The 18,009-nt window shown below is 42.9% G+C and carries 16 protein-coding genes; 1 reads left to right on the top strand and 15 read right to left on the bottom strand.

The features are described 5' to 3' along the window. Nucleotides 1–3: 3 nt before the first annotated feature. The 14 genes from ICN28_RS04640 to coq7 form a co-directional block, all read right to left on the bottom strand. Complete coding sequence (locus ICN28_RS04640; RefSeq protein WP_216286568.1) at nucleotides 4–825, bottom strand: cell division protein FtsQ/DivIB; 822 nt, start codon at nucleotides 823–825, stop codon at nucleotides 4–6. After that, on the bottom strand, nucleotides 822–1,814 hold the full coding sequence (locus tag ICN28_RS04645) for a D-alanine--D-alanine ligase (protein ID WP_216286570.1): 993 nt from the start codon (nucleotides 1,812–1,814) through the stop codon (nucleotides 822–824). Before ICN28_RS04645 ends, ICN28_RS04640 begins: the two co-directional genes overlap by 4 nt. After that, on the bottom strand, nucleotides 1,807–3,240 hold the full coding sequence (gene murC / locus ICN28_RS04650) for a UDP-N-acetylmuramate--L-alanine ligase (protein ID WP_216286572.1): 1,434 nt from the start codon (nucleotides 3,238–3,240) through the stop codon (nucleotides 1,807–1,809). Before murC ends, ICN28_RS04645 begins: the two co-directional genes overlap by 8 nt. After that, nucleotides 3,237–4,337 (bottom strand): undecaprenyldiphospho-muramoylpentapeptide beta-N-acetylglucosaminyltransferase, encoded by a 1,101-nt coding sequence (gene murG, locus ICN28_RS04655; RefSeq protein ID WP_216286573.1) that lies wholly within the window; start codon nucleotides 4,335–4,337, stop codon nucleotides 3,237–3,239. The genes murC and murG overlap by 4 nt, the downstream gene beginning before the upstream one ends. Further along, nucleotides 4,334–5,611: a putative lipid II flippase FtsW gene (gene ftsW, locus ICN28_RS04660; RefSeq protein WP_370626441.1), complete on the bottom strand. Its 1,278-nt coding sequence runs from the start codon at nucleotides 5,609–5,611 to the stop codon at nucleotides 4,334–4,336. Before ftsW ends, murG begins: the two co-directional genes overlap by 4 nt. Further along, a complete protein-coding gene (murD, locus tag ICN28_RS04665; RefSeq protein ID WP_370626442.1) occupies nucleotides 5,608–7,173 on the bottom strand; it encodes a UDP-N-acetylmuramoyl-L-alanine--D-glutamate ligase in 1,566 nt (521 codons plus the stop codon). The genes ftsW and murD overlap by 4 nt, the downstream gene beginning before the upstream one ends. 9 nt (nucleotides 7,174–7,182) lie before the next feature. Continuing rightward, a complete protein-coding gene (mraY, locus tag ICN28_RS04670; protein WP_216286574.1) occupies nucleotides 7,183–8,352 on the bottom strand; it encodes a phospho-N-acetylmuramoyl-pentapeptide-transferase in 1,170 nt (389 codons plus the stop codon). Continuing rightward, nucleotides 8,352–9,791 carry a UDP-N-acetylmuramoyl-tripeptide--D-alanyl-D-alanine ligase gene (gene murF / locus ICN28_RS04675; protein ID WP_216286575.1) on the bottom strand — a complete coding sequence of 480 codons (1,440 nt, stop codon included), beginning with the start codon at nucleotides 9,789–9,791 and terminating at the stop codon, nucleotides 8,352–8,354. Before murF ends, mraY begins: the two co-directional genes overlap by 1 nt. Beyond that, nucleotides 9,788–11,287 (bottom strand): UDP-N-acetylmuramoyl-L-alanyl-D-glutamate--2,6-diaminopimelate ligase, encoded by a 1,500-nt coding sequence (locus ICN28_RS04680; protein ID WP_216286576.1) that lies wholly within the window; start codon nucleotides 11,285–11,287, stop codon nucleotides 9,788–9,790. The genes murF and ICN28_RS04680 overlap by 4 nt, the downstream gene beginning before the upstream one ends. Nucleotides 11,288–11,358: 71 nt before the next feature. After that, nucleotides 11,359–13,119, bottom strand: a complete 1,761-nt coding sequence (locus tag ICN28_RS04685; RefSeq protein WP_216286577.1) for a penicillin-binding protein 2 — start codon at nucleotides 13,117–13,119, stop codon at nucleotides 11,359–11,361. Next, nucleotides 13,119–13,382, bottom strand: coding sequence for a cell division protein FtsL (ftsL, locus tag ICN28_RS04690; RefSeq protein WP_216286578.1), 264 nt, complete (start codon nucleotides 13,380–13,382; stop codon nucleotides 13,119–13,121). Before ftsL ends, ICN28_RS04685 begins: the two co-directional genes overlap by 1 nt. Further along, nucleotides 13,379–14,338, bottom strand: a complete 960-nt coding sequence (gene rsmH / locus ICN28_RS04695; RefSeq protein WP_216286579.1) for a 16S rRNA (cytosine(1402)-N(4))-methyltransferase RsmH — start codon at nucleotides 14,336–14,338, stop codon at nucleotides 13,379–13,381. Before rsmH ends, ftsL begins: the two co-directional genes overlap by 4 nt. A gap of 12 nt (nucleotides 14,339–14,350) precedes the next feature. Continuing rightward, nucleotides 14,351–14,779, bottom strand: a complete 429-nt coding sequence (mraZ, locus tag ICN28_RS04700; protein ID WP_216286580.1) for a division/cell wall cluster transcriptional repressor MraZ — start codon at nucleotides 14,777–14,779, stop codon at nucleotides 14,351–14,353. Nucleotides 14,780–14,973: 194 nt separating this feature from the next. Beyond that, nucleotides 14,974–15,603 carry a 2-polyprenyl-3-methyl-6-methoxy-1,4-benzoquinone monooxygenase gene (coq7, locus tag ICN28_RS04705; protein WP_216286909.1) on the bottom strand — a complete coding sequence of 210 codons (630 nt, stop codon included), beginning with the start codon at nucleotides 15,601–15,603 and terminating at the stop codon, nucleotides 14,974–14,976. 234 nt (nucleotides 15,604–15,837) lie between these two features. On the opposite strand from coq7, the gene ICN28_RS04710 reads away from it, so the two are divergent. Next, the gene (locus ICN28_RS04710) at nucleotides 15,838–17,013 is read left to right on the top strand and encodes a porin (protein WP_216286581.1); all 1,176 of its coding nucleotides are present in this window, start codon (nucleotides 15,838–15,840) and stop codon (nucleotides 17,011–17,013) included. Here ICN28_RS04710 and bioB read toward each other — a convergent pair. Then, the gene (bioB, locus tag ICN28_RS04715) at nucleotides 17,010–17,966 is read right to left on the bottom strand and encodes a biotin synthase BioB (protein WP_216286582.1); all 957 of its coding nucleotides are present in this window, start codon (nucleotides 17,964–17,966) and stop codon (nucleotides 17,010–17,012) included. The two genes, ICN28_RS04710 and bioB, sit on opposite strands and share 4 nt — an antisense overlap. Nucleotides 17,967–18,009 lie beyond the last annotated feature (43 nt).

Consider the following 18,009-nt stretch of genomic DNA (forward strand, 5'->3'; position numbering starts at 1 on the left):
CGCTCACAATTTTTTCCCTATATGTATGGCATATCCGTTGGCATATCTCAAATCAATTGAGTCAATACGTTGTCCCCACTTTTCTTCAACCTGCGGCCAAGTTTTCATCAATCGCTCAACGCTTAATTCAATTTGCTTACTATCTCTGTCGTCTAATTCACGGCCCAAATCAATATTTAAACCATTACCTAACTTCGCCTTCCACGCATAACGTGAGGACAATTCCAACTTTTGCACCGTTGTATTCCATGGAGCAATCGAAGCATTTAACTTTTTTAATTTAGCAAAGACTTCTTTGTTGCTACCTTCAGGTCCAGAAACCTTCAGCAAAGATGCGCTATCTTCTGCTTCAGCCATATTGGCAATAAACAACTCCCCGTAGGTATTCATTAATTTCGGTATATCTGATCCTTGCCATACAGCAAAGGCTTGATGCTCTTCTATAGCCACCACAATTCCATTAGGCCAATCTCTTCGAACACTAGCCCTACGGACCCACGGCATAGACTCAAATGCTTGACGCGTTTGATCTAGCCGAATCGTGAAGAAATTACCTTGAACTTGATCAATCGCGCGTGATCGAATCGTTGGTAAATTGACATGCTTTAACTCACGACCATCCAATGACTCAACAGTTAAATGCTCCAAAGAAAAGACTGGTCTTTGACCAAGCCAAAATAAAAACCATGAACAGGTGGCCAATATGGCAATAACAAATAAAAAGTTCGATAACACTTTTAAAACGCGTGGTTGATTCCATATCGGGCTAAAAGCAACGCCCAAAATAGAAGCTAACATGCTAAAAGTGTGACCTAGCCATTTCATGAATGCAGCCCTGCCTTACTTAGCAACCACATGACTAAATCAGCGTAGTCGACACCAGCAGCTTTTGCTGCCATAGGCACTAAAGAATGCCCTGTCATGCCGGGTGCCGTATTCATCTCCAGCAAATATGGCTGGTTAGTTTTATTGTCAATCATGACATCAGCACGACCCCAACCTTTACAACCCAAAGCTCTGTATGCATCCAAGGCCAGTGCTTGGACTGTTTCTTCTAACTGCAGATCTAACCCTGTTGGACATAAGTATCTTGTGTCATCAGAGAAGTATTTATTGTGATAGTCATAATTAGAATCTGGAGCAACAATCCGAATAACCGGTAGAGCTCGAGCATGGATGCCATCACCAACAATCGGGCAGGTTAATTCTTCACCAATAATGCATTGTTCAGCCATAACGTCACGATCGAGTTTTGCTGCCAACTCATATGCTGCTGGCAATTCGGCAACACTGGTAACCTTACTTAAACCCAAAGATGAACCTTCTCGCGCCGGCTTCACAATAATTGGTAGACCTAAATATTTGGCAACCTCATCCCACTGACTATCTTTACTTAGCATCACAAACTTAGGTGTAGCTAAATTAAAGCCAGCCCATAAACGTTTGGTTGCTTGCTTATCGATTGCCAATGCTGATGCTAAAACACCACTGCCTGTATAAGGAATACCTAATTGCTCAAGCGTTCCTTGCATAGTTCCATCTTCACCATAACGGCCATGCAATGCAATAAACACACGATCAAATTTTTGTGCAACTAATTCAGCGACGGTTTTCTCACCCGTGTCAAATGCATGAGCATTAACACCTTTAGATTGCAATGCTTCTAAAACACCCTGACCAGACATCAGAGAAATCTCGCGCTCACCTGATTTGCCACCCAACAAAACTCCCACCTTACCTAAAGCTTGAGAATTAGTTAGTGCTAAATCTTTTTGTACTTGCTCACTCCATAGAGACTTGATTAATTTATCCATGAGTTAACTCCACAAGTTTTCCTGGCACACTAGATATTGATCCAGCACCCATTGTGATAATCACATCGCCATCACGCGCCATACTCAACAATAATTTTGGCAAATCATTCACGTCCTTAACAAATTGAGTAGCTTGACTATCTAACAACCGACCAACATCTTTTGCTTTTGCTAAAGCATTGATCAAACTTTCGCCATCAGCACCTGGAATGCGTGCTTCGCCTGCTGGATATACGTCAGTTAATGCCAAGGCATCAACCCCCTGAATAACTTTGACAAAGTCACCAAAACAGTCACGTGTTCTTGTAAAGCGGTGTGGTTGAAATGCTAGCAAAAGACGGCGACCTGGAAATGCGCCTCGCGTCGCAGATAATGTTGCAGCCATTTCAACAGGGTGATGACCATAATCATCAATTACCGTACATGAACCACCTTGCGGTAACTTCACATCACCATATTTTTGGAATCGGCGACCCACCCCATGAAATTCTGCCAAAGCTTTAATAATGGCCTCATCAGAAACACCCAGTTCTGTTGCTATGGCAATAGCAGCCAAAGCATTACGAACGTTATGCAACCCAGGAAGATTTAAAGTAACCTTGAGAGGACCTGGTTTTTCACCATGACGACGCACAGTGTGCCGTATGGCAACAAAATGCATTTTTGGCCCATCCGCCACAACATCAATTGCTCTTACATCAGCATCATCAGATAAGCCATAACGCAACATTGGACGAGAAACAAAAGGCAGGATATCTCTGACATTTTGATCATCCACACAAAGCACAGCAACACCATAGAAAGGCATACGCTGAGTAAATTGAACAAATGCCTGCTTCAATTTAGCCATATCGTGTTGATACGTATCCATGTGATCCGCATCAATATTAGTAATCACTTCAATAGCAGGTAGCAGATTCAAAAATGATGCATCGGACTCATCCGCTTCAGCAACAATAAAGTCACCAGTACCTAAGCGAGCATTTGCCCCAGCAGAATTTAATTTACCGCCAATCACAAAAGTTGGATCCAAACCGCCTTCAGCCAGAATTGAAGCCAATAAGCTTGTTGTTGTTGTTTTTCCATGAGTACCAGCAATAGCAATACCTTGCTTTAAGCGCATCAACTCACCCAACATAACAGCCCTTGGCACAATTGGAATTCTCGATGCTCTAGCGGCTAAAACCTCTGGGTTATCGCCAGTTACCGCTGTTGAAATAACAACTGCTTCCGCGCTACCCACATTTTTCTCATCGTGACCAATATGAATTTCAGCACCACACTCGCGCAGACGCTTGGTCGTTGCACTTTCAGCCATATCTGAACCACTGACTTTGTATCCTAAATTCAATAGGACCTCAGCAATGCCACTCATTCCAGCGCCACCAATACCTACAAAATGAATTTGATGAAGAATGTGCTTCATGCCGGAGTCCCATCTTTACAAAATTGTTTGCAAACTAGGGCCACATCTTGGGTTGCCATAGGCTTTGCTAAAGTCAACGATTGCTCTGCCATTTTTTGCAATTCTTTTCTATCTAGCTTCAATAAATAGTGAGCTAATTTTTCAGAATCGAAATTTGCTTGAGGCATCAAAATAGCCCCACCAGCATCAGCTAAAAATTTGGCATTAAAAGTTTGATGATCATCAACCGCATGCGGGAATGGCACCAAATAGGAAGCAACGCCTACAGCGGATAGCTCAGCCACAGTCATAGCACCTGCTCGGCAAATCACCAAATCTGCTTTAGCGTATGCATCTGTCATATCCTCAATAAATGGGACAACATTGGCAGTAACACCAAGATCTTGATACGTCTTCTGAAGAGACACCAAATGCTTTTCACCTGATTGATGAGTGACATGAGGACGCTGCTCTTCAGCTATTAATGAAAGTGCCTTAGGGATGGTTGTATTTAAAGCCGCAGCCCCCAAACTACCACCAACAACTAAAATTCTGAGAACCCCTGACCTAGATTGATACCTGGCAGCAGGAGATTCAACTTCACTCATCCCAGCTCTTAGTGGATTACCAACCCAATCAGCTCCAGACAAAGCATTAGGAAATGCACATAATGTTTTGTCTGCTAACTTTGCAAGTACTTTATTGGCTAAACCAGCAATTGAATTTTGCTCATGCAAAACTAATGGCTTACCCAATAAGACACTCATCATTCCACCAGGAAATGTCACATAACCACCCATACCTAAAACAACATTAGGCTGCACGCGACGCAAGACCTGAATGCTTTGCCAAAATGCACGTAATAAATTAAAAGGTAAAAGCACTATCGTTTTAAGCCCTTTACCTCTGAGTCCGCCAAACTGAATTCCTTCAAAATTAAATCCACGCCCGGTTACCAAGCGATACTCCATCCCTTGCGGGTTACCCAACCACGCAACATGCCATCCGTCAGACCGCAAGTATTCAGCAACAGCCAATCCCGGGAAGATGTGTCCACCTGTTCCACCAGCCATCACCAATAGCGTTGGAAATTTTTGTGTTGACGGATGCTTGGTCATACTTTTCCACCTCGCATCATCACTCTGTTTTCAAAATCAACTTTTAGCAATACAGCGATGGCTATTGCATTCATCAGTAGACCTGAGCCACCGAAGCTCACAAACGGTAATGTCAAACCTTTAGTAGGAAGTATTCCTAAATTAACACCCATATTGATAAATGCTTGCCAACCAATCCAAATAGCTATGCCTTTGGCTACTAAGCCTGCAAAACTTCGATCAAGCTGAAGTGCTGTTCTACCAATTAAGAATGCTCTTCTCACAATCCAATAAAAAATACCAATAACAACTGTGACACCCACAAAACCTAACTCTTCACCAATCACAGCCAAAATAAAGTCGGTATGCGCTTCAGGAAGGTAATGAAGCTTTTCAACACTACCGCCCAATCCAACTCCAAACCATTCGCCTCGACCAAATGCCATAAGAGAATGTGTTAATTGATAGGCTTTTCCTGCAGCGAACTCCGTATCCCAAGGGTCCAAATAAGCAAAAATACGCTCTCGGCGGAATGGAGAAAGAATAATAATTGTGGCAAAGCTACCCACAGCAAGCCCCACTAAGGCGCCGAATAATTTTCCACTAATACCGCCCAAGAAAAGAAGACCCATGGCAATCATGGCAATAACCATGAATGCACCCATATCAGGTTGCAACAATAGCAAAATGCCAACTGCAATAACGGCAGCACCCATAGGTGCAAGCCCTTTAACTAGATGATGCAAGTAGTCTTGTCTCTGAACGGTATACCAGGCCGCAAATAAAACGACAGCGAACTTCATTAACTCAGATGACTGAAAATTCATTATGCCCAAAGGAATCCAGCGACGAGCTCCGTTAACACCCTTACCTACACCAGGAATCAAAACAATGATTAGCAAGATGAAAGCTAAAATGAAAATAGCTGGGGCTAATTTATCCCACACTCTTAATGGCACTTTAAAGGCTAAGATGCCTGCCCCAAATGCAATCACCATAGCGATCGCGTGGCGTATTAGAAAGTGACTACTACTATATTTTGCATATTTAGGACCATCAGGCAATGCAATGGATGCGGAATACACCATCACCAAACCAAGCGTCACCAATAACAATACAGCCCATAACAATGGCTGATCATATTCCATCATGCGTGATCGGGTTGGCTTAACAACAGTTGTGGCATCCCTTAAGCCCAGCCGGAAATCTTCAAATCCAACTTTAATACTATCTTTAATTCCACCCTTAAAGCCGTTAACACCGCCAGCACTTAAACGTTTAAAAAAGTTCATCATGCGCTCACCTGCCCACGAGAAATTGCCAGCTCATTAACAGCACCCACAAAAACTTCGGCACGATGAGCATAATCTTTAAACATATCAAAGCTTGCGCAAGCGGGTGATAACAGAACTATATCGCCAGAATGAGCGAGTTCAGATGCCTGCAATACTGCAGCTTCTAAGGTGCTTACTTCAAATAAATTAACACCCGAGCTTGCTAATGCATTTTTGATCAAAGGTGTATCGCGACCAATCAATATGACTGATTTAGCAAATCTTGCTACCGGATCAAGCAATGGCTGGAAATCTTGCCCTTTACCTTCACCACCGGCAATTAAAATAATCTTTGCTTGCTGACCAGCTGACTCACTCAACCCGACTAGCGCAGCAATGGTTGCCCCTACGTTGGTGCCTTTAGAGTCATCAATGTACTCAACACCATCAATGATCGCCACACTTTGGACTCTGTGTGGCTCACCTTGGTATTCACGTAACCCATGTAAAAGAGGACCCATAGGTAAACCAATGGCACTTGCCATAGCTATTGCAGCCAGTGCGTTACTAGCGTTATGACGTCCTTTAATTCGCAATGCATCAGCAGGCATTAAGCGTTTTAACCGTAAGGGCTCATCATCCTCAACTGATTTTTTACGGCGGCGTTTTAATTTAAGCTCATTAGCCTCTTCATCTGGCTCAGCCCAAACCAACCAATCAATACCGCCTGCAGCGGTGTCATGGAAAATTCCAAAGGCATCTTCTTCCGTTGGTGATCCATGCCCAAAAGTGATGACCCGAGAAGCGGATAGGCTTTCCGCCAAACCAATCACCAACTCATCATCACGATTTAAAACCGCAGTCGTTTTATCGCCAAAAATTTTTGCTTTAGCCATCACATAGTGATTCATATCACCATGCCAATCAAAATGATCTTGGCTAATATTCAGAATAGTTGCTGCATCCGCATTCAAACTATAAGTATGCTGTAACTGAAAGCTCGACAACTCCAAAACCCACACATGAGGTAAGTCTTCAATGTCCAATAACTTATCTAGCGCTGCGGGGCTTATATTGCCAGCCACGGCGACGGCCATACCCGCACGCTCACATAGCAAACCTGTTAATGCAGTTGTTGTTGTTTTGCCATTAGTACCAGTAATAGCAATAATTTTTGTTTGATAATTTTGCTCAACTCGTAAAGCCTCAATGGCTTGCGCAAAAAACTCAATCTCGCTCCAAACTGGAATACCTTTTTCAGAAGCCAGCTGTAAAAATGATTGAACTGGTTCAGCTATAGGTGAAAGACCTGGGCTAATTGCGACGATATCAATATCATTTAATAAATCTAAAGATAATTGCCCAAAGTGAATCTCGCTAATACCGATTTCGCGAGTGGTTTTTTCGTATTGCAGAGCCAACTCCGACAATTGACTCTTTTCTCTTGTGTCAGCAACAACAACGTGAGCACCCTGAGTCTTACACCAGCGCACCATAGCGGCACCTGACTCACCGATACCCAGCACCAATACACGGACTTGCTCCGTATATTGTTTGCCAAATGGGTGCTGTAGTTGATTCACTCTGCTCACCTATCGTAATTTCAGACTAGATAAACCAATCAACACCAATAAAATAGTGATGATCCAGAATCGGACAACAACCTGAGTTTCTTTCCAGCCACTCAATTCAAAGTGATGGTGAAGTGGTGCCATTTTAAAAATTCGTCGACCTTCACCATACATCTTCTTGCTCACCTTGAACCAAGTGACTTGCAAAATGACTGAAACGGTTTCAGCAACAAAAATACCGCCCATTACAAATAGAACAATTTCTTGACGAACAATCACAGCAACCGTTCCTAATGCAGCGCCTAATGAAAGAGCTCCCACATCACCCATGAATACTTGAGCTGGATGAGTGTTAAACCATAAAAAAGCCAATCCTGCTCCACTCATAGCACCACAGAAAATCATTAACTCGCCAGCACCTGGTATGAATGGGAATAAAAGATACTTTGTATAAATCGCATTACCCATCACATAAGCAAATACACCCAAAGCTGCACCAACCAATATCACTGGCATGATGACTAAACCATCTAATCCATCCGTCAAATTAACTGCATTTGAACTTCCAACGATCACCAAATAAGTTAAGACAATGAAGCCGAGAACACCCAATGGGTAACTAACCTCTTTAAAGAAAGGAACGTATAAATTTGATTTAGCCGGTAAATTAATTGAGAAACCACTTTGAACCCAGCTTAAGAAAAGTTCAAGAACCTTTAAATTGTTGACCTCTGAAACTGAAAAGGCTAAATAAATAGCAGCAAAGATGCCAATAAGTGATTGCCAAAAATATTTCTCACCTGAAGACATACCCTTTGGATCTCGGTAAACTACTTTTCGATAATCATCTACCCATCCAATTGCACCAAAACCTAAAGTAACAATTAAAACAATCCAGATAAAACGATTACTTAAATCAGCCCACAACAAGGTAGAGACGGCAATGCCTAATAAAATAAGTACCCCACCCATTGTTGGTGTACCTGTTTTAATTAGATGCGTTTGAGGTCCATCATGTCGCACAGCTTGACCAACTTTTAAAGCCGTTAATTTGCGAATAACCCATGGGCCCCAAAATAAACCAATTAAACCTGCCGTCAGTGTTGCCATCACAGCTCGGAATGTGATGTAGTTAATGACTCGCAAAAAGCCATAGTCATCTTGTAACCATTGCGCTAACCATAACAACATTAATGAATCTCCTCAGCTAAGGCTTTCACGGCTCTTTCCATACGCATAAAACGAGATCCTTTAATGAGCAAAGTTACCTGCTCTTTATCTGAGCTCTTTTGCAATAAACCCTTCAACTCAGAACATAAGTCGTCAAATTTCTCAAAGTGAGTCGCATGGATTGCACTCTCTTTTCCATCAGTTATTTTTTGGTTGTAAGCAAGAACTGCTTCTTTACTTAAGTCACCTGTCGCAAATAATTTTTTAATATCTTTTTCTTTAGCATACGTGCCAATTTCTGCATGAAATTGAGGACCCTGATCACCCACCTCACCCATATCGCCCAAAACAAGCCAAGCAGAATTTCCCATGGACGACAAAACATCAATAGCCGCTCGAACCGAATCCGGATTAGCGTTATAGGTGTCATCAATTAAGGTTGTGTTTTTATTTAGCTGGTGAATTTGCATGCGCCCATTCACAGGCTGAAAGTTAATTAAGCCTTTTTTAATGTCATCAAGAGCTAATCCTGCCGCCAAACCAACAGCCGTGGCAGCTAATGCATTGCATGCATTATGTTCACCCAAAATATTTAACTGCAGCTCCATTGAGCCCTGCGGGCAATGAATACTTATACGATTACTTGCCTGATCAATCCAAGTCCCAGTGACAGATGCTTGAGCATCTTTGCCCCATGCAAAATCTATAACTTCTCTTGCTCCTGATAACTCTCTCCAATAGCTGGAATATTTTGAGTCGGCCGGAAAGACAGCAACTCCATCACTGGGCAATGCAGAAATTGCTAGACCATGCTCTTGCGCAACAGCATCGACTGTTGCCATAAATTCTTGATGTTCTCGCTGTGCGTTATTAATCAGCGCAATATTCGCCTGAGCAATATCTGCCAATAGTTTTGTTTCACCAGGATGATTCATCCCCAACTCAATAACTGCCAACTGATGATCGGCCGTTAATCTCAATAAAGTTAATGGCAAACCAATTTCATTATTCAAATTACCTTGTGTTGCCAAGGCGTGCTGAATTCCTACTCCAGCTGAAAAAATACTTTCAATCATTCCTTTAACGGTTGTTTTGCCATTACTACCAGTCACAACCGCTAATTTTCTTAAATTCTGCCCGGCACAAACCTTCTTCCATGCTTGAGCCAAATCCTGAAGACCTTCAACTGTATCCCTTACCACTATTCCAGGTAAATTTTTGGGCAACTTCTCAACATCACTGATTAGAGCAATACTTGCTCCCTGGGCGTGAACATCATTCAAAAAGTCATGGGCATCAAATTTTTCACCGCGAATGGCTATAAAACAATCGCCAGGCAGAATGTCGCGGCTATTGCTAATGAATCGCTTAATTGGGAAATCATTAGCTGATGCATTCACCATTTGAGCACCAGGTAAAAATTTTTGTAATTGAGACTGCATCATCCAGAGTTGGCTCATATAGCAGCACCCCCCATAGCCAATTGAAGATGCAACTGATCTGAGAAAGCGTGCCGCTTTCCCAATATCTCTTGGACCTCTTCATGACCTTTGCCAGCAACCAGCACAACATCTTGCTGACGAGCTTGTCGAATCACCTGCAAAATAGCGGTTGCTCTATCAGAGTTTTTTTGTATTTTCTCTAATGTTTCGCACTCACTTAAAATATCAGCAATAATTTTTTCTGGGTCTTCACTTCTTGGGTTATCGCTGGTAACCATCACATGGTCAGCCCACCTCTGAGCGATTCGCCCCATTAGAGGACGCTTGGAGTTATCTCTATCACCACCACAACCAAACACACACCATAAATCACCTGCTCGTTTTTCCGCAATAGGCCTGAGAGCTTTAAGCGCTTGCTCCAATGCATCCGGTGTGTGTGCAAAATCAACCAGCGCCATAGGCGCATGAATTGCTTTACCTCGAACCAACTCCATTCGACCGGCAATTGGCTTTAATTCCTTAATGGTTTTAACAGCCTCTAATTCAGAGTAATTATTAGTGATTAATGTCGCTAAAACAGCTAAAGAGTTGCTGACATTAAATACACCAATTAATTGCGTCTGAAGATTGCCGAATGATTGACCATCAATTAATAAATCAAAGACCATGCCCTCTGTAGCTGCTTGAATATTCTCAGCCAATATTTTTTTTATTTTTCCAGATGAATAACAAGGCAAAGAGAGTAATTTTTCTGCTTGAGTGGCGTATGCCCATACACTCACTTCTGGACTTATTTTTTTACCTAACTCTTGTAAACATAACTGACCAAAATCATCGTCAGCATTAATAATGAAATTATTTACACTAGGTACATCTAATATTTTCTTTTTAGCTTCGGCATATTCAGCCATATTACCGTGATAGTCCAGGTGATCTTGTGTCAGATTGGTCACAATCACCGTATCGAATTCAACACCATTTACCCTAGCTTGATCTAAGGCATGAGATGAAACCTCCATTGCCACCAACTCAGCCCCTTGCAATTGAATACTCTTGAGAAGGGCTTGAGTTCTAGAAGCGTCAGGAGTTGTAAAACCTGTACTTTCCAACTGGCCAAGTAAGCCAGCCCCTAAAGTACCCATCACAGCCGTTTTCTTAAACTTAGACTCAAGAGCTTGCGCGATCCATTGCGTGACAGTTGTTTTGCCATTTGTTCCCGTTACACCAATCATTTTCATAGATTGGCTAGGGTGGCTATTCCAATATGCTGCAAGATAGCCCGATTCTTCGGCAAGGTTCTCAAACGCGATACACCTAGGATCATGAAGAACTTGTTCCAGTTCAGCTTTATTGAGGATTTTTTCTAAGTTATTAGGCTCATATAAAACCAGTGCTGCACCCAACTTTAATCCAGCTGTTATGTACTGACGGTTATCACTCCACTGCCGCTCATTACCAACTGGATAAGCGAGCATGACATCACCTACACGCACCTCACGTGAATCACTTGTCATTTTTCCTCCATCCTTCATAAAAGGCTGGAGAAAACTATAGGGCGAGAGGGCTGTGATTGGTAACATGGCGTTCATCTGCTGAGCGATACCTTTTGCGCAGCATTGCCGAAAGGCAACTGCGTTTCTTTATTAACCATTTGCTTAATCGCAGCATCTGGTAACACACTCATACCTCGCAATGTGCCAGCAACAATATTTGAAAAAGCTGGAGCAGCAACAACACCACCGTAGTAACCACCAGAGCTTGGTTCATCAACCATGACCGCCACAACGATGCGAGGCGCGCTCATTGGCGCCAAGCCTACAAAAAATCCACGGTACTTATTAGTTGCGTACCCCTTACCTTCAACCTTATGCGCCGTTCCAGTTTTTCCACCAACACGATACCCAAGAGTTTGAGCATTGATCGCTGTTCCACCAGTTTGAGTAACTGTCTCTAGCATTTCTCGCATTTGAATTGCGGTCTTTGCGGAAATAACCTGCGTACCCTTTGGTCTAACATCGCTTTTATAAATAGTTGCCGGTACCAACTCACCATCTCTTGCAAAGATCGTATAGGCTCTGGCAATTTGAAATAATGAAGCAGACAATCCATAACCATAAGACATGGTTGCCTGATCAATTGGCACCCAGCTTTTATGGGGGCGCAATCGACCAGCTACTGCCCCGGGGAAATCAATATTGGGGACCTGACCCAAGCCAACAGCTTGAAACATTTCCCACATATCTTGCGCCTGTAATTGCATCGCAATTTTGGCAGTTCCAACGTTGCTTGATTTTTGAATAATTTCAGCAACTGTCAAAGAGTCATAAGGGTGTGTATCTGTAATTGCTTTCTTACCTACAACTAATTTTTTACCAATTTGCATTTGGGTATTCGGCTGGAATAAACCTTTCTCAAGCCCAATTGCTACAGAAAATGGTTTGACTGTAGAGCCCGGCTCAAAAGTATCGGTTAATACGCGGTTTCTTAACTTTTCACCAGTTAGCCCAACACGTGTATTGGGGTTATAGGTTGGCCAATTAGCCAGTGCCAAAATCTCACCAGTCTGAACATCTAAAACAACAACACCTGCTGCTTTGGCATTGTGTTTTTCCACAATCGCTTTAATTTCATTAAATGCTAGAGATTGAACTTTGCTATCAATTGATAATTGCAAATCAGTGCCATCTTTTGGCGGATTGATAATTCCGAGTCCTTCAACATAACGTCCCAATCGATCTTGGATCACACGACGACGACCTGGCTGACCAGCCAAATCTTTTTCTCTGGCGTACTCCATACCTTCTTGCCCGCGATCCTCCACATTTGTAAAGCCAACGACATGCGCCATCGCCTCACCTTCTGGGTAAAGGCGCTTGTATTCGCTATTTTGAGCAATCCCTGGAATACCTAAATCTTTAATCTTTTTTGCAACATCCAGATCAACTTGTCGCTTCAGAAATACTTGATTTCTTTCGGACGTAAATTTTTTCCTTATTTCAGCTTCACTCACTTCTAATAAGCGAGCTAACTCTGTAATTTTTTCTTTAGGAACATTGTCTGGCACAGCGTCTGGGAAAACGATAATGGCTTTAGCCAACAAACTTGTTGCTAAAACTTCTCCATTTCGATCCAGAATTTTTCCTCGACTTGCAGGCATTTCAATAGATCGTAAAGTCGCTTTATTCCCTTTTTCTTCATAAAAGGAATTGTCAAAACCCTGAACCCAAATGGCCCTTAATAACAGCGCAATAAAACCAATAAAGATTAAAAATAAAACTAGTCTTGATCTCCACATAGGGAGGCGCAAGATTAGATTAGGTGTTGATGAATAAGAAATACGTGGCATTAATCTACCACCACGTATTGTGTTCGGCCTGGATGAATCGGCTGCATCAGCAACTGCTTACGAGCAATATCTGTGATGCGAGATGACTTAGATAAATTACGCTGCTCATACTCAAGTCTTAGCCAATCTTGATTTAATCGGCGCTCTTCCGTTTGCGCTCGTTCAAGTGCCACATATAGAGAGCGCGTTTTTTGCTGAGCGGCAACCAAAGATAATGCACACAACATCAAGATTATTAAGAGAATGATCGTGGAGCGATTCATGACAAATGCCCACCATGCTGACTTTTAATTTTTCTCATCACGCGCAAAATGGCAGAACGTGATCTAGGGTTTTCTTTTACTTCTTCTGTACTAGGTTTTATTCTGCCTAATAGTTCTGCAAATGGTTTTGGCATCTGCTCTTCAGTTAGAGGTAGCCCCCTTGGCACTTCAATATGTGCCAAACCTTGCATGAACTGCTTCACAATTCGATCTTCCAAAGAGTGGAAGCTGATGATCGCCAATAAACCACCCGGCTTGAGGCAATTGAATGCTGCTCTCAATCCATTCTCCAAGTCGGTAAGTTCTTGGTTGATATAAATCCGTATAGCTTGAAAGGTGCGCGTGGCCGGATCTTGGCCCGCTTCGCGGGTGCGGACGACACTAGCCACGAGCGCCGCGAGCTCTCCTGTCCGAGTGAGGGACTCGCCTTGCTCTCTGCGAGTAATAATCGCCTTTGCAATCTGTACAGCAAACCGTTCTTCCCCATAGTCTTTAATGACCCTCGCTATTTCGTTTTGTTCGGCTGTTGCCAACCATTCCGCCGCACTGATTCCACGTGTGGTATCCATTCGCATATCCAACGGACCGTCTTGACGAAATGAAAATCCACGACCTGGGTCGTCGATTTGTGGTGAGCTGATCCCTAGATCCAATAAAATGCCATCGACTGTCTCGGCTTGAATCTCTTCTGCCATCGAAGCAAAGCTCTGATGAATAATTTGAAATCGTGGATCTTGAATTTTTTCTGACTCTGCAATCGCCTGTAAGTCCTTGTCGAAGGCAATTAATTGGGATTGAGAGCTGAGCTTTTCCAATATCAAGCGACTGTGACCGCCCCGACCAAAAGTTCCATCGATAATTTTTTTCGGCGAACTGACTTTCTCGCTTAGATCCGAGCAACCCAATACCGAGGTGACTGCCTCGGCCAGCAATACTGGGCGATGGGTGTATGTCATGTTCGACCCACATCAGAAGGTAAATTGCTTGAGAGCATCGGGCATGCCTTGTGCAATTGCTACCTGCTCTTTTTGTGCATATGTAGCGGCATCCCACAACTCAAAATGACTGCCCATGCCTAAGAGCATGACATCTCTATCAACATTGGCAGCGGCTCTTAGCTCCGGACTAACGAGAATACGCCCCGAACCATCCATATCAACGTCAAATGCATTACCCAAAAATATTCTGCGCCACCAATGAGCATCCATTGGTAATTGTGCAATGCGCGTTCTGAATGCTTCCCACTCGGAACGGGGGAACAGCAAAAGACATCCGTCAGGGTGTTTCGTGAGCGTGACTCTGCCTTCACCCTGTAATTGCAGGGCGTCACGATGCCTTGACGGGATCGACATGCGACCCTTGGCATCGAGAGTTAATGCAGAAGCACCTTGAAACACGTAATTTTCCCCACTTTTTCACACTTTTCCCCACTTTAGAGGATGCCCCATTGATGGTCAAGTGTTTTGGGTACTTTTTTTACATTTTCTTTAAGTAGAACAAGTACTTAGAAGGACATGCTGATGGTATTTTAAGGCTAAATTTCCAATAAAAACATAGCCATGGAAAGTACTCTTAAGAAGTTAGCTTAGGGTTATAGACGGTAGGCAGTCAAGGTCATTACTTTAGCCATGGTCTTCATCAATGATTGGACTGCTTGAGGTAGTTCAATTCCACCCTCTTTAATGGCCATTTGGCCATGTTCTATCTCATCTGCACGCATTTGAGCCACTATAGCCCTCGAAACGGTGTCATTTGTAGGTAAATCATTTAAATGGCCATCTAAGTGATGTTCTACTTGTTTTTCCGTTTCCGCAACAAATCCTAAGCTGACCTTATCACCCGCTAAGCCGGCGATAGAGCCCAATAGAAATGACCCTCCATACCAGATGGGGTTAAGCAAGCTAGGTCGCGCATCCAGCTGCTCTAAACGACTCTCACACCAAGCCAAATGGTCCTCTTCCTCAATCGCTGCATGCTCCAGCTTGGCTTTTAATGCATCACTTTTTGCGTGTAATTTTTGTGATTGATACAACGCTTGCGCACAAACCTCACCCACATGATTGATTCGCATAAGACCTGCTGAGTGTTTCTTCTCACTCACCGTTAGCTCTGCTGTTGCAGGCTCTGTTGCTATTGGCACTGGTCTTCTCATGGGAGTTGCGCCAACGATCGAACGTAAGGCCCGATCAAACTCAACGATCAAATCATCTACAGGGCTCATTTTTTGTTTTGTGCTCATAGCAACATCTTAAACCCTTGCTATTCAGGCAGGTTGGGGGACAACTAAATAATTTGTTGCTTTATTACAACAAATTCTAAGAAATTTACCGATATTTAAGGTTAATTACTGTCTTAAATTTACTTTATTGATATCTTATAGCTTGGTTTCTTTGCAAACCATGCAAAAAAACATCACTTTTGTTGTTTTTTTGCATCAACCTTTATCGGAGAACTCATGAAAAAAACGCTTATCAGCGTAGCGGTGCTATCCCTTTTCACAGCACCACTGGTCACCACAAGTGTCCAGGCACAAACTAGCAGCCCATCAATTTATGGAACTATCGATAGCGGCATGCGATACAGCAATAAAGTTGGGCATGATCACTTAGGCAATTCAAAAGGTAATCGCCTTTCTGCAAACTCTGGTGGGCTATCAGGCTCACATCTTGGTTTTAGGGGTCATGAAGATTTAGGTCAAGGTAGCGCCATATTATTCAACCTTGAAGCTGGCATCAATATAGGAACTGGAGAGTCAAACTCTTCGAGCGATACCAAGGTGTATGGGAAGAAGAGTGAAAATAGAAGTTTGTTTGGTCGCCAAGCTTATTTAGGTATTGGTGATCAACAATTTGGTCGGCTCACCATGGGAAGGCAATATACCGTTAGTTATGACGTGATCAAAGAATTTGATCCAACCAATAACATGAGTCAACACCAAACGATTCACCACCTAAGTGGTTACGCAGATTTAAAAAATAATCACAACCGCTCCGATAACACCATCAAGTACAGCCAACGACTGGCGAAGGTTATGACACTAGCTAGTTATAAATCTGGCAACCAAGTGGGTTCTATGACAAACGGAAGTGAAATGGCAGTCGGCATGATCTACAGAAATTCTCTTTGGGGTATCGGTGCTTCGTATACGGAAATTGGTGTAACAAAAATCCAAGACACTGCTGCAGCAAGTTCACAAGCACTTGGTAAAACACAAATCTATAACCTAGCTGGAGAATACAAACTGGATCGTTTGAAATTGAAAGCTGGAATTTCACAAACTAAGCTACCTGAATTGAAATCGGGTGCCATTCTGAAACACCCTCAGTTGACAATTCCTAATAAGGATCAAGTAGGATCAACTGTATTTGTCAGCGCTTGGGGTGTGCAATACGATCTCAATCCTAAAGTTGAATTAGGACTGGCGTTGTATACCAAACTACAACACCAATCTAAAACATATGCCCTATTGGATAAAGATAAGAGAACCGTTTTAAGCAGTATTTATAAGCTCTCAAAAAGAACTGACATTTATGGCGTGATGGACTGGCACTCTAATCGTGCAGGGGTATCTGAAACAAATAAATCTAAAAACCAGCAGAGCATCACCGCTGGCCTAAGACATCGTTTTTAAACCAGCACCTCAGCCTTACAAGCTGCTTTAGTTTTTAATCCTAATTCAGCTAAAAGCTCACGATCAGCATCCGCTTCTGGGTTGTTGGTTGTGAGCAATTTATCACCGTAGAAAATGGAGTTAGCACCAGCCATAAAGCACATAGCTTGAACAGCACGACCTAGCTCTTGACGACCGGCAGATAAACGCACCCGAGCCGTTGGCATCGTGATACGAGCAATCGCAATGGTTCGAACAAACTCCAATGGGTCAACGCCTTTTTGGTCAGCTAGAGGTGTTCCTGCTACAGGTACCAAATGGTTAATAGGGACTGATTCAGGATACGGATTTAAATTGGCCAACTTAGCGATGAATGCTGCTCGCTGTGCACGAGTTTCACCCATTCCAATAATGCCGCCACAACAGACGGACATGCCAGCACTGCGAACACTTTTCAAAGTATCTAAACGATCTTGATAGTCACGTGTATTAATCACTGAGCTGTAGAAATCTTCACTGGTATCTAAGTTGTGATTATAGAAATCCAAACCAGCATCACCTAAAGCTTTTGCTTGCTCAGGCGCCAACATACCTAAGGTTGCACAAGTCTCCAAACCTAAATCTTTCACACCCTTAATCATGGCAACTACTTTTTCAATATCTCGATCTTTAGGTTCTCGCCATGCTGCGCCCATACAAAAACGATTAGATCCCGCTTCTTTTGCAGCTCGAGCAGCCTCTAAAACTTCCTCAACATCCATCATTTTGGTAGCTTTAACATCCGTGTGATAACGAGCAGCTTGTGGGCAATAGCCACAATCCTCGGGGCAGCCGCCAGTTTTAATGGACAACAAAGTTGCCAACTCAATATCACCATCAGGAAAATTTTCACGATGAACAGAAGCGGCACGGGCCATCAAGTCGTTCATTGGCAATTCGTATAGTTCAAGAACTTGAGCAACAGTAGTAGACATAAGCTTAATAGGGGAATTTTTGATAATAATTGTCAATGATACA

The organism is Polynucleobacter sp. 30F-ANTBAC (assembly GCF_018882385.1).
Classification (GTDB): domain Bacteria; phylum Pseudomonadota; class Gammaproteobacteria; order Burkholderiales; family Burkholderiaceae; genus Polynucleobacter.

Bases quoted from the DNA above. Each gene is read 5' to 3' on its own strand.
- ICN28_RS04640 (WP_216286568.1), bottom strand. From the start codon at position 825: ATGAAATGGCTAGGTCACACTTTTAGCATGTTAGCTTCTATTTTGGGC.
- ICN28_RS04645 (WP_216286570.1), bottom strand. From the start codon at position 1,814: ATGGATAAATTAATCAAGTCTCTATGGAGTGAGCAAGTACAAAAAGAT.
- murC (WP_216286572.1), bottom strand. From the start codon at position 3,240: ATGAAGCACATTCTTCATCAAATTCATTTTGTAGGTATTGGTGGCGCT.
- murG (WP_216286573.1), bottom strand. From the start codon at position 4,337: ATGACCAAGCATCCGTCAACACAAAAATTTCCAACGCTATTGGTGATG.
- ftsW (WP_370626441.1), bottom strand. From the start codon at position 5,611: ATGATGAACTTTTTTAAACGTTTAAGTGCTGGCGGTGTTAACGGCTTT.
- mraY (WP_216286574.1), bottom strand. From the start codon at position 8,352: ATGTTGTTATGGTTAGCGCAATGGTTACAAGATGACTATGGCTTTTTG.
- murF (WP_216286575.1), bottom strand. From the start codon at position 9,791: ATGAGCCAACTCTGGATGATGCAGTCTCAATTACAAAAATTTTTACCT.
- ICN28_RS04680 (WP_216286576.1), bottom strand. From the start codon at position 11,287: ATGACAAGTGATTCACGTGAGGTGCGTGTAGGTGATGTCATGCTCGCT.
- ICN28_RS04685 (WP_216286577.1), bottom strand. From the start codon at position 13,119: ATGCCACGTATTTCTTATTCATCAACACCTAATCTAATCTTGCGCCTC.
- ftsL (WP_216286578.1), bottom strand. From the start codon at position 13,382: ATGAATCGCTCCACGATCATTCTCTTAATAATCTTGATGTTGTGTGCA.
- rsmH (WP_216286579.1), bottom strand. From the start codon at position 14,338: ATGACATACACCCATCGCCCAGTATTGCTGGCCGAGGCAGTCACCTCG.
- coq7 (WP_216286909.1), bottom strand. From the start codon at position 15,603: ATGAGCCCTGTAGATGATTTGATCGTTGAGTTTGATCGGGCCTTACGT.
- ICN28_RS04710 (WP_216286581.1), top strand. From the start codon at position 15,838: ATGAAAAAAACGCTTATCAGCGTAGCGGTGCTATCCCTTTTCACAGCA.
- bioB (WP_216286582.1), bottom strand. From the start codon at position 17,966: ATGTCTACTACTGTTGCTCAAGTTCTTGAACTATACGAATTGCCAATG.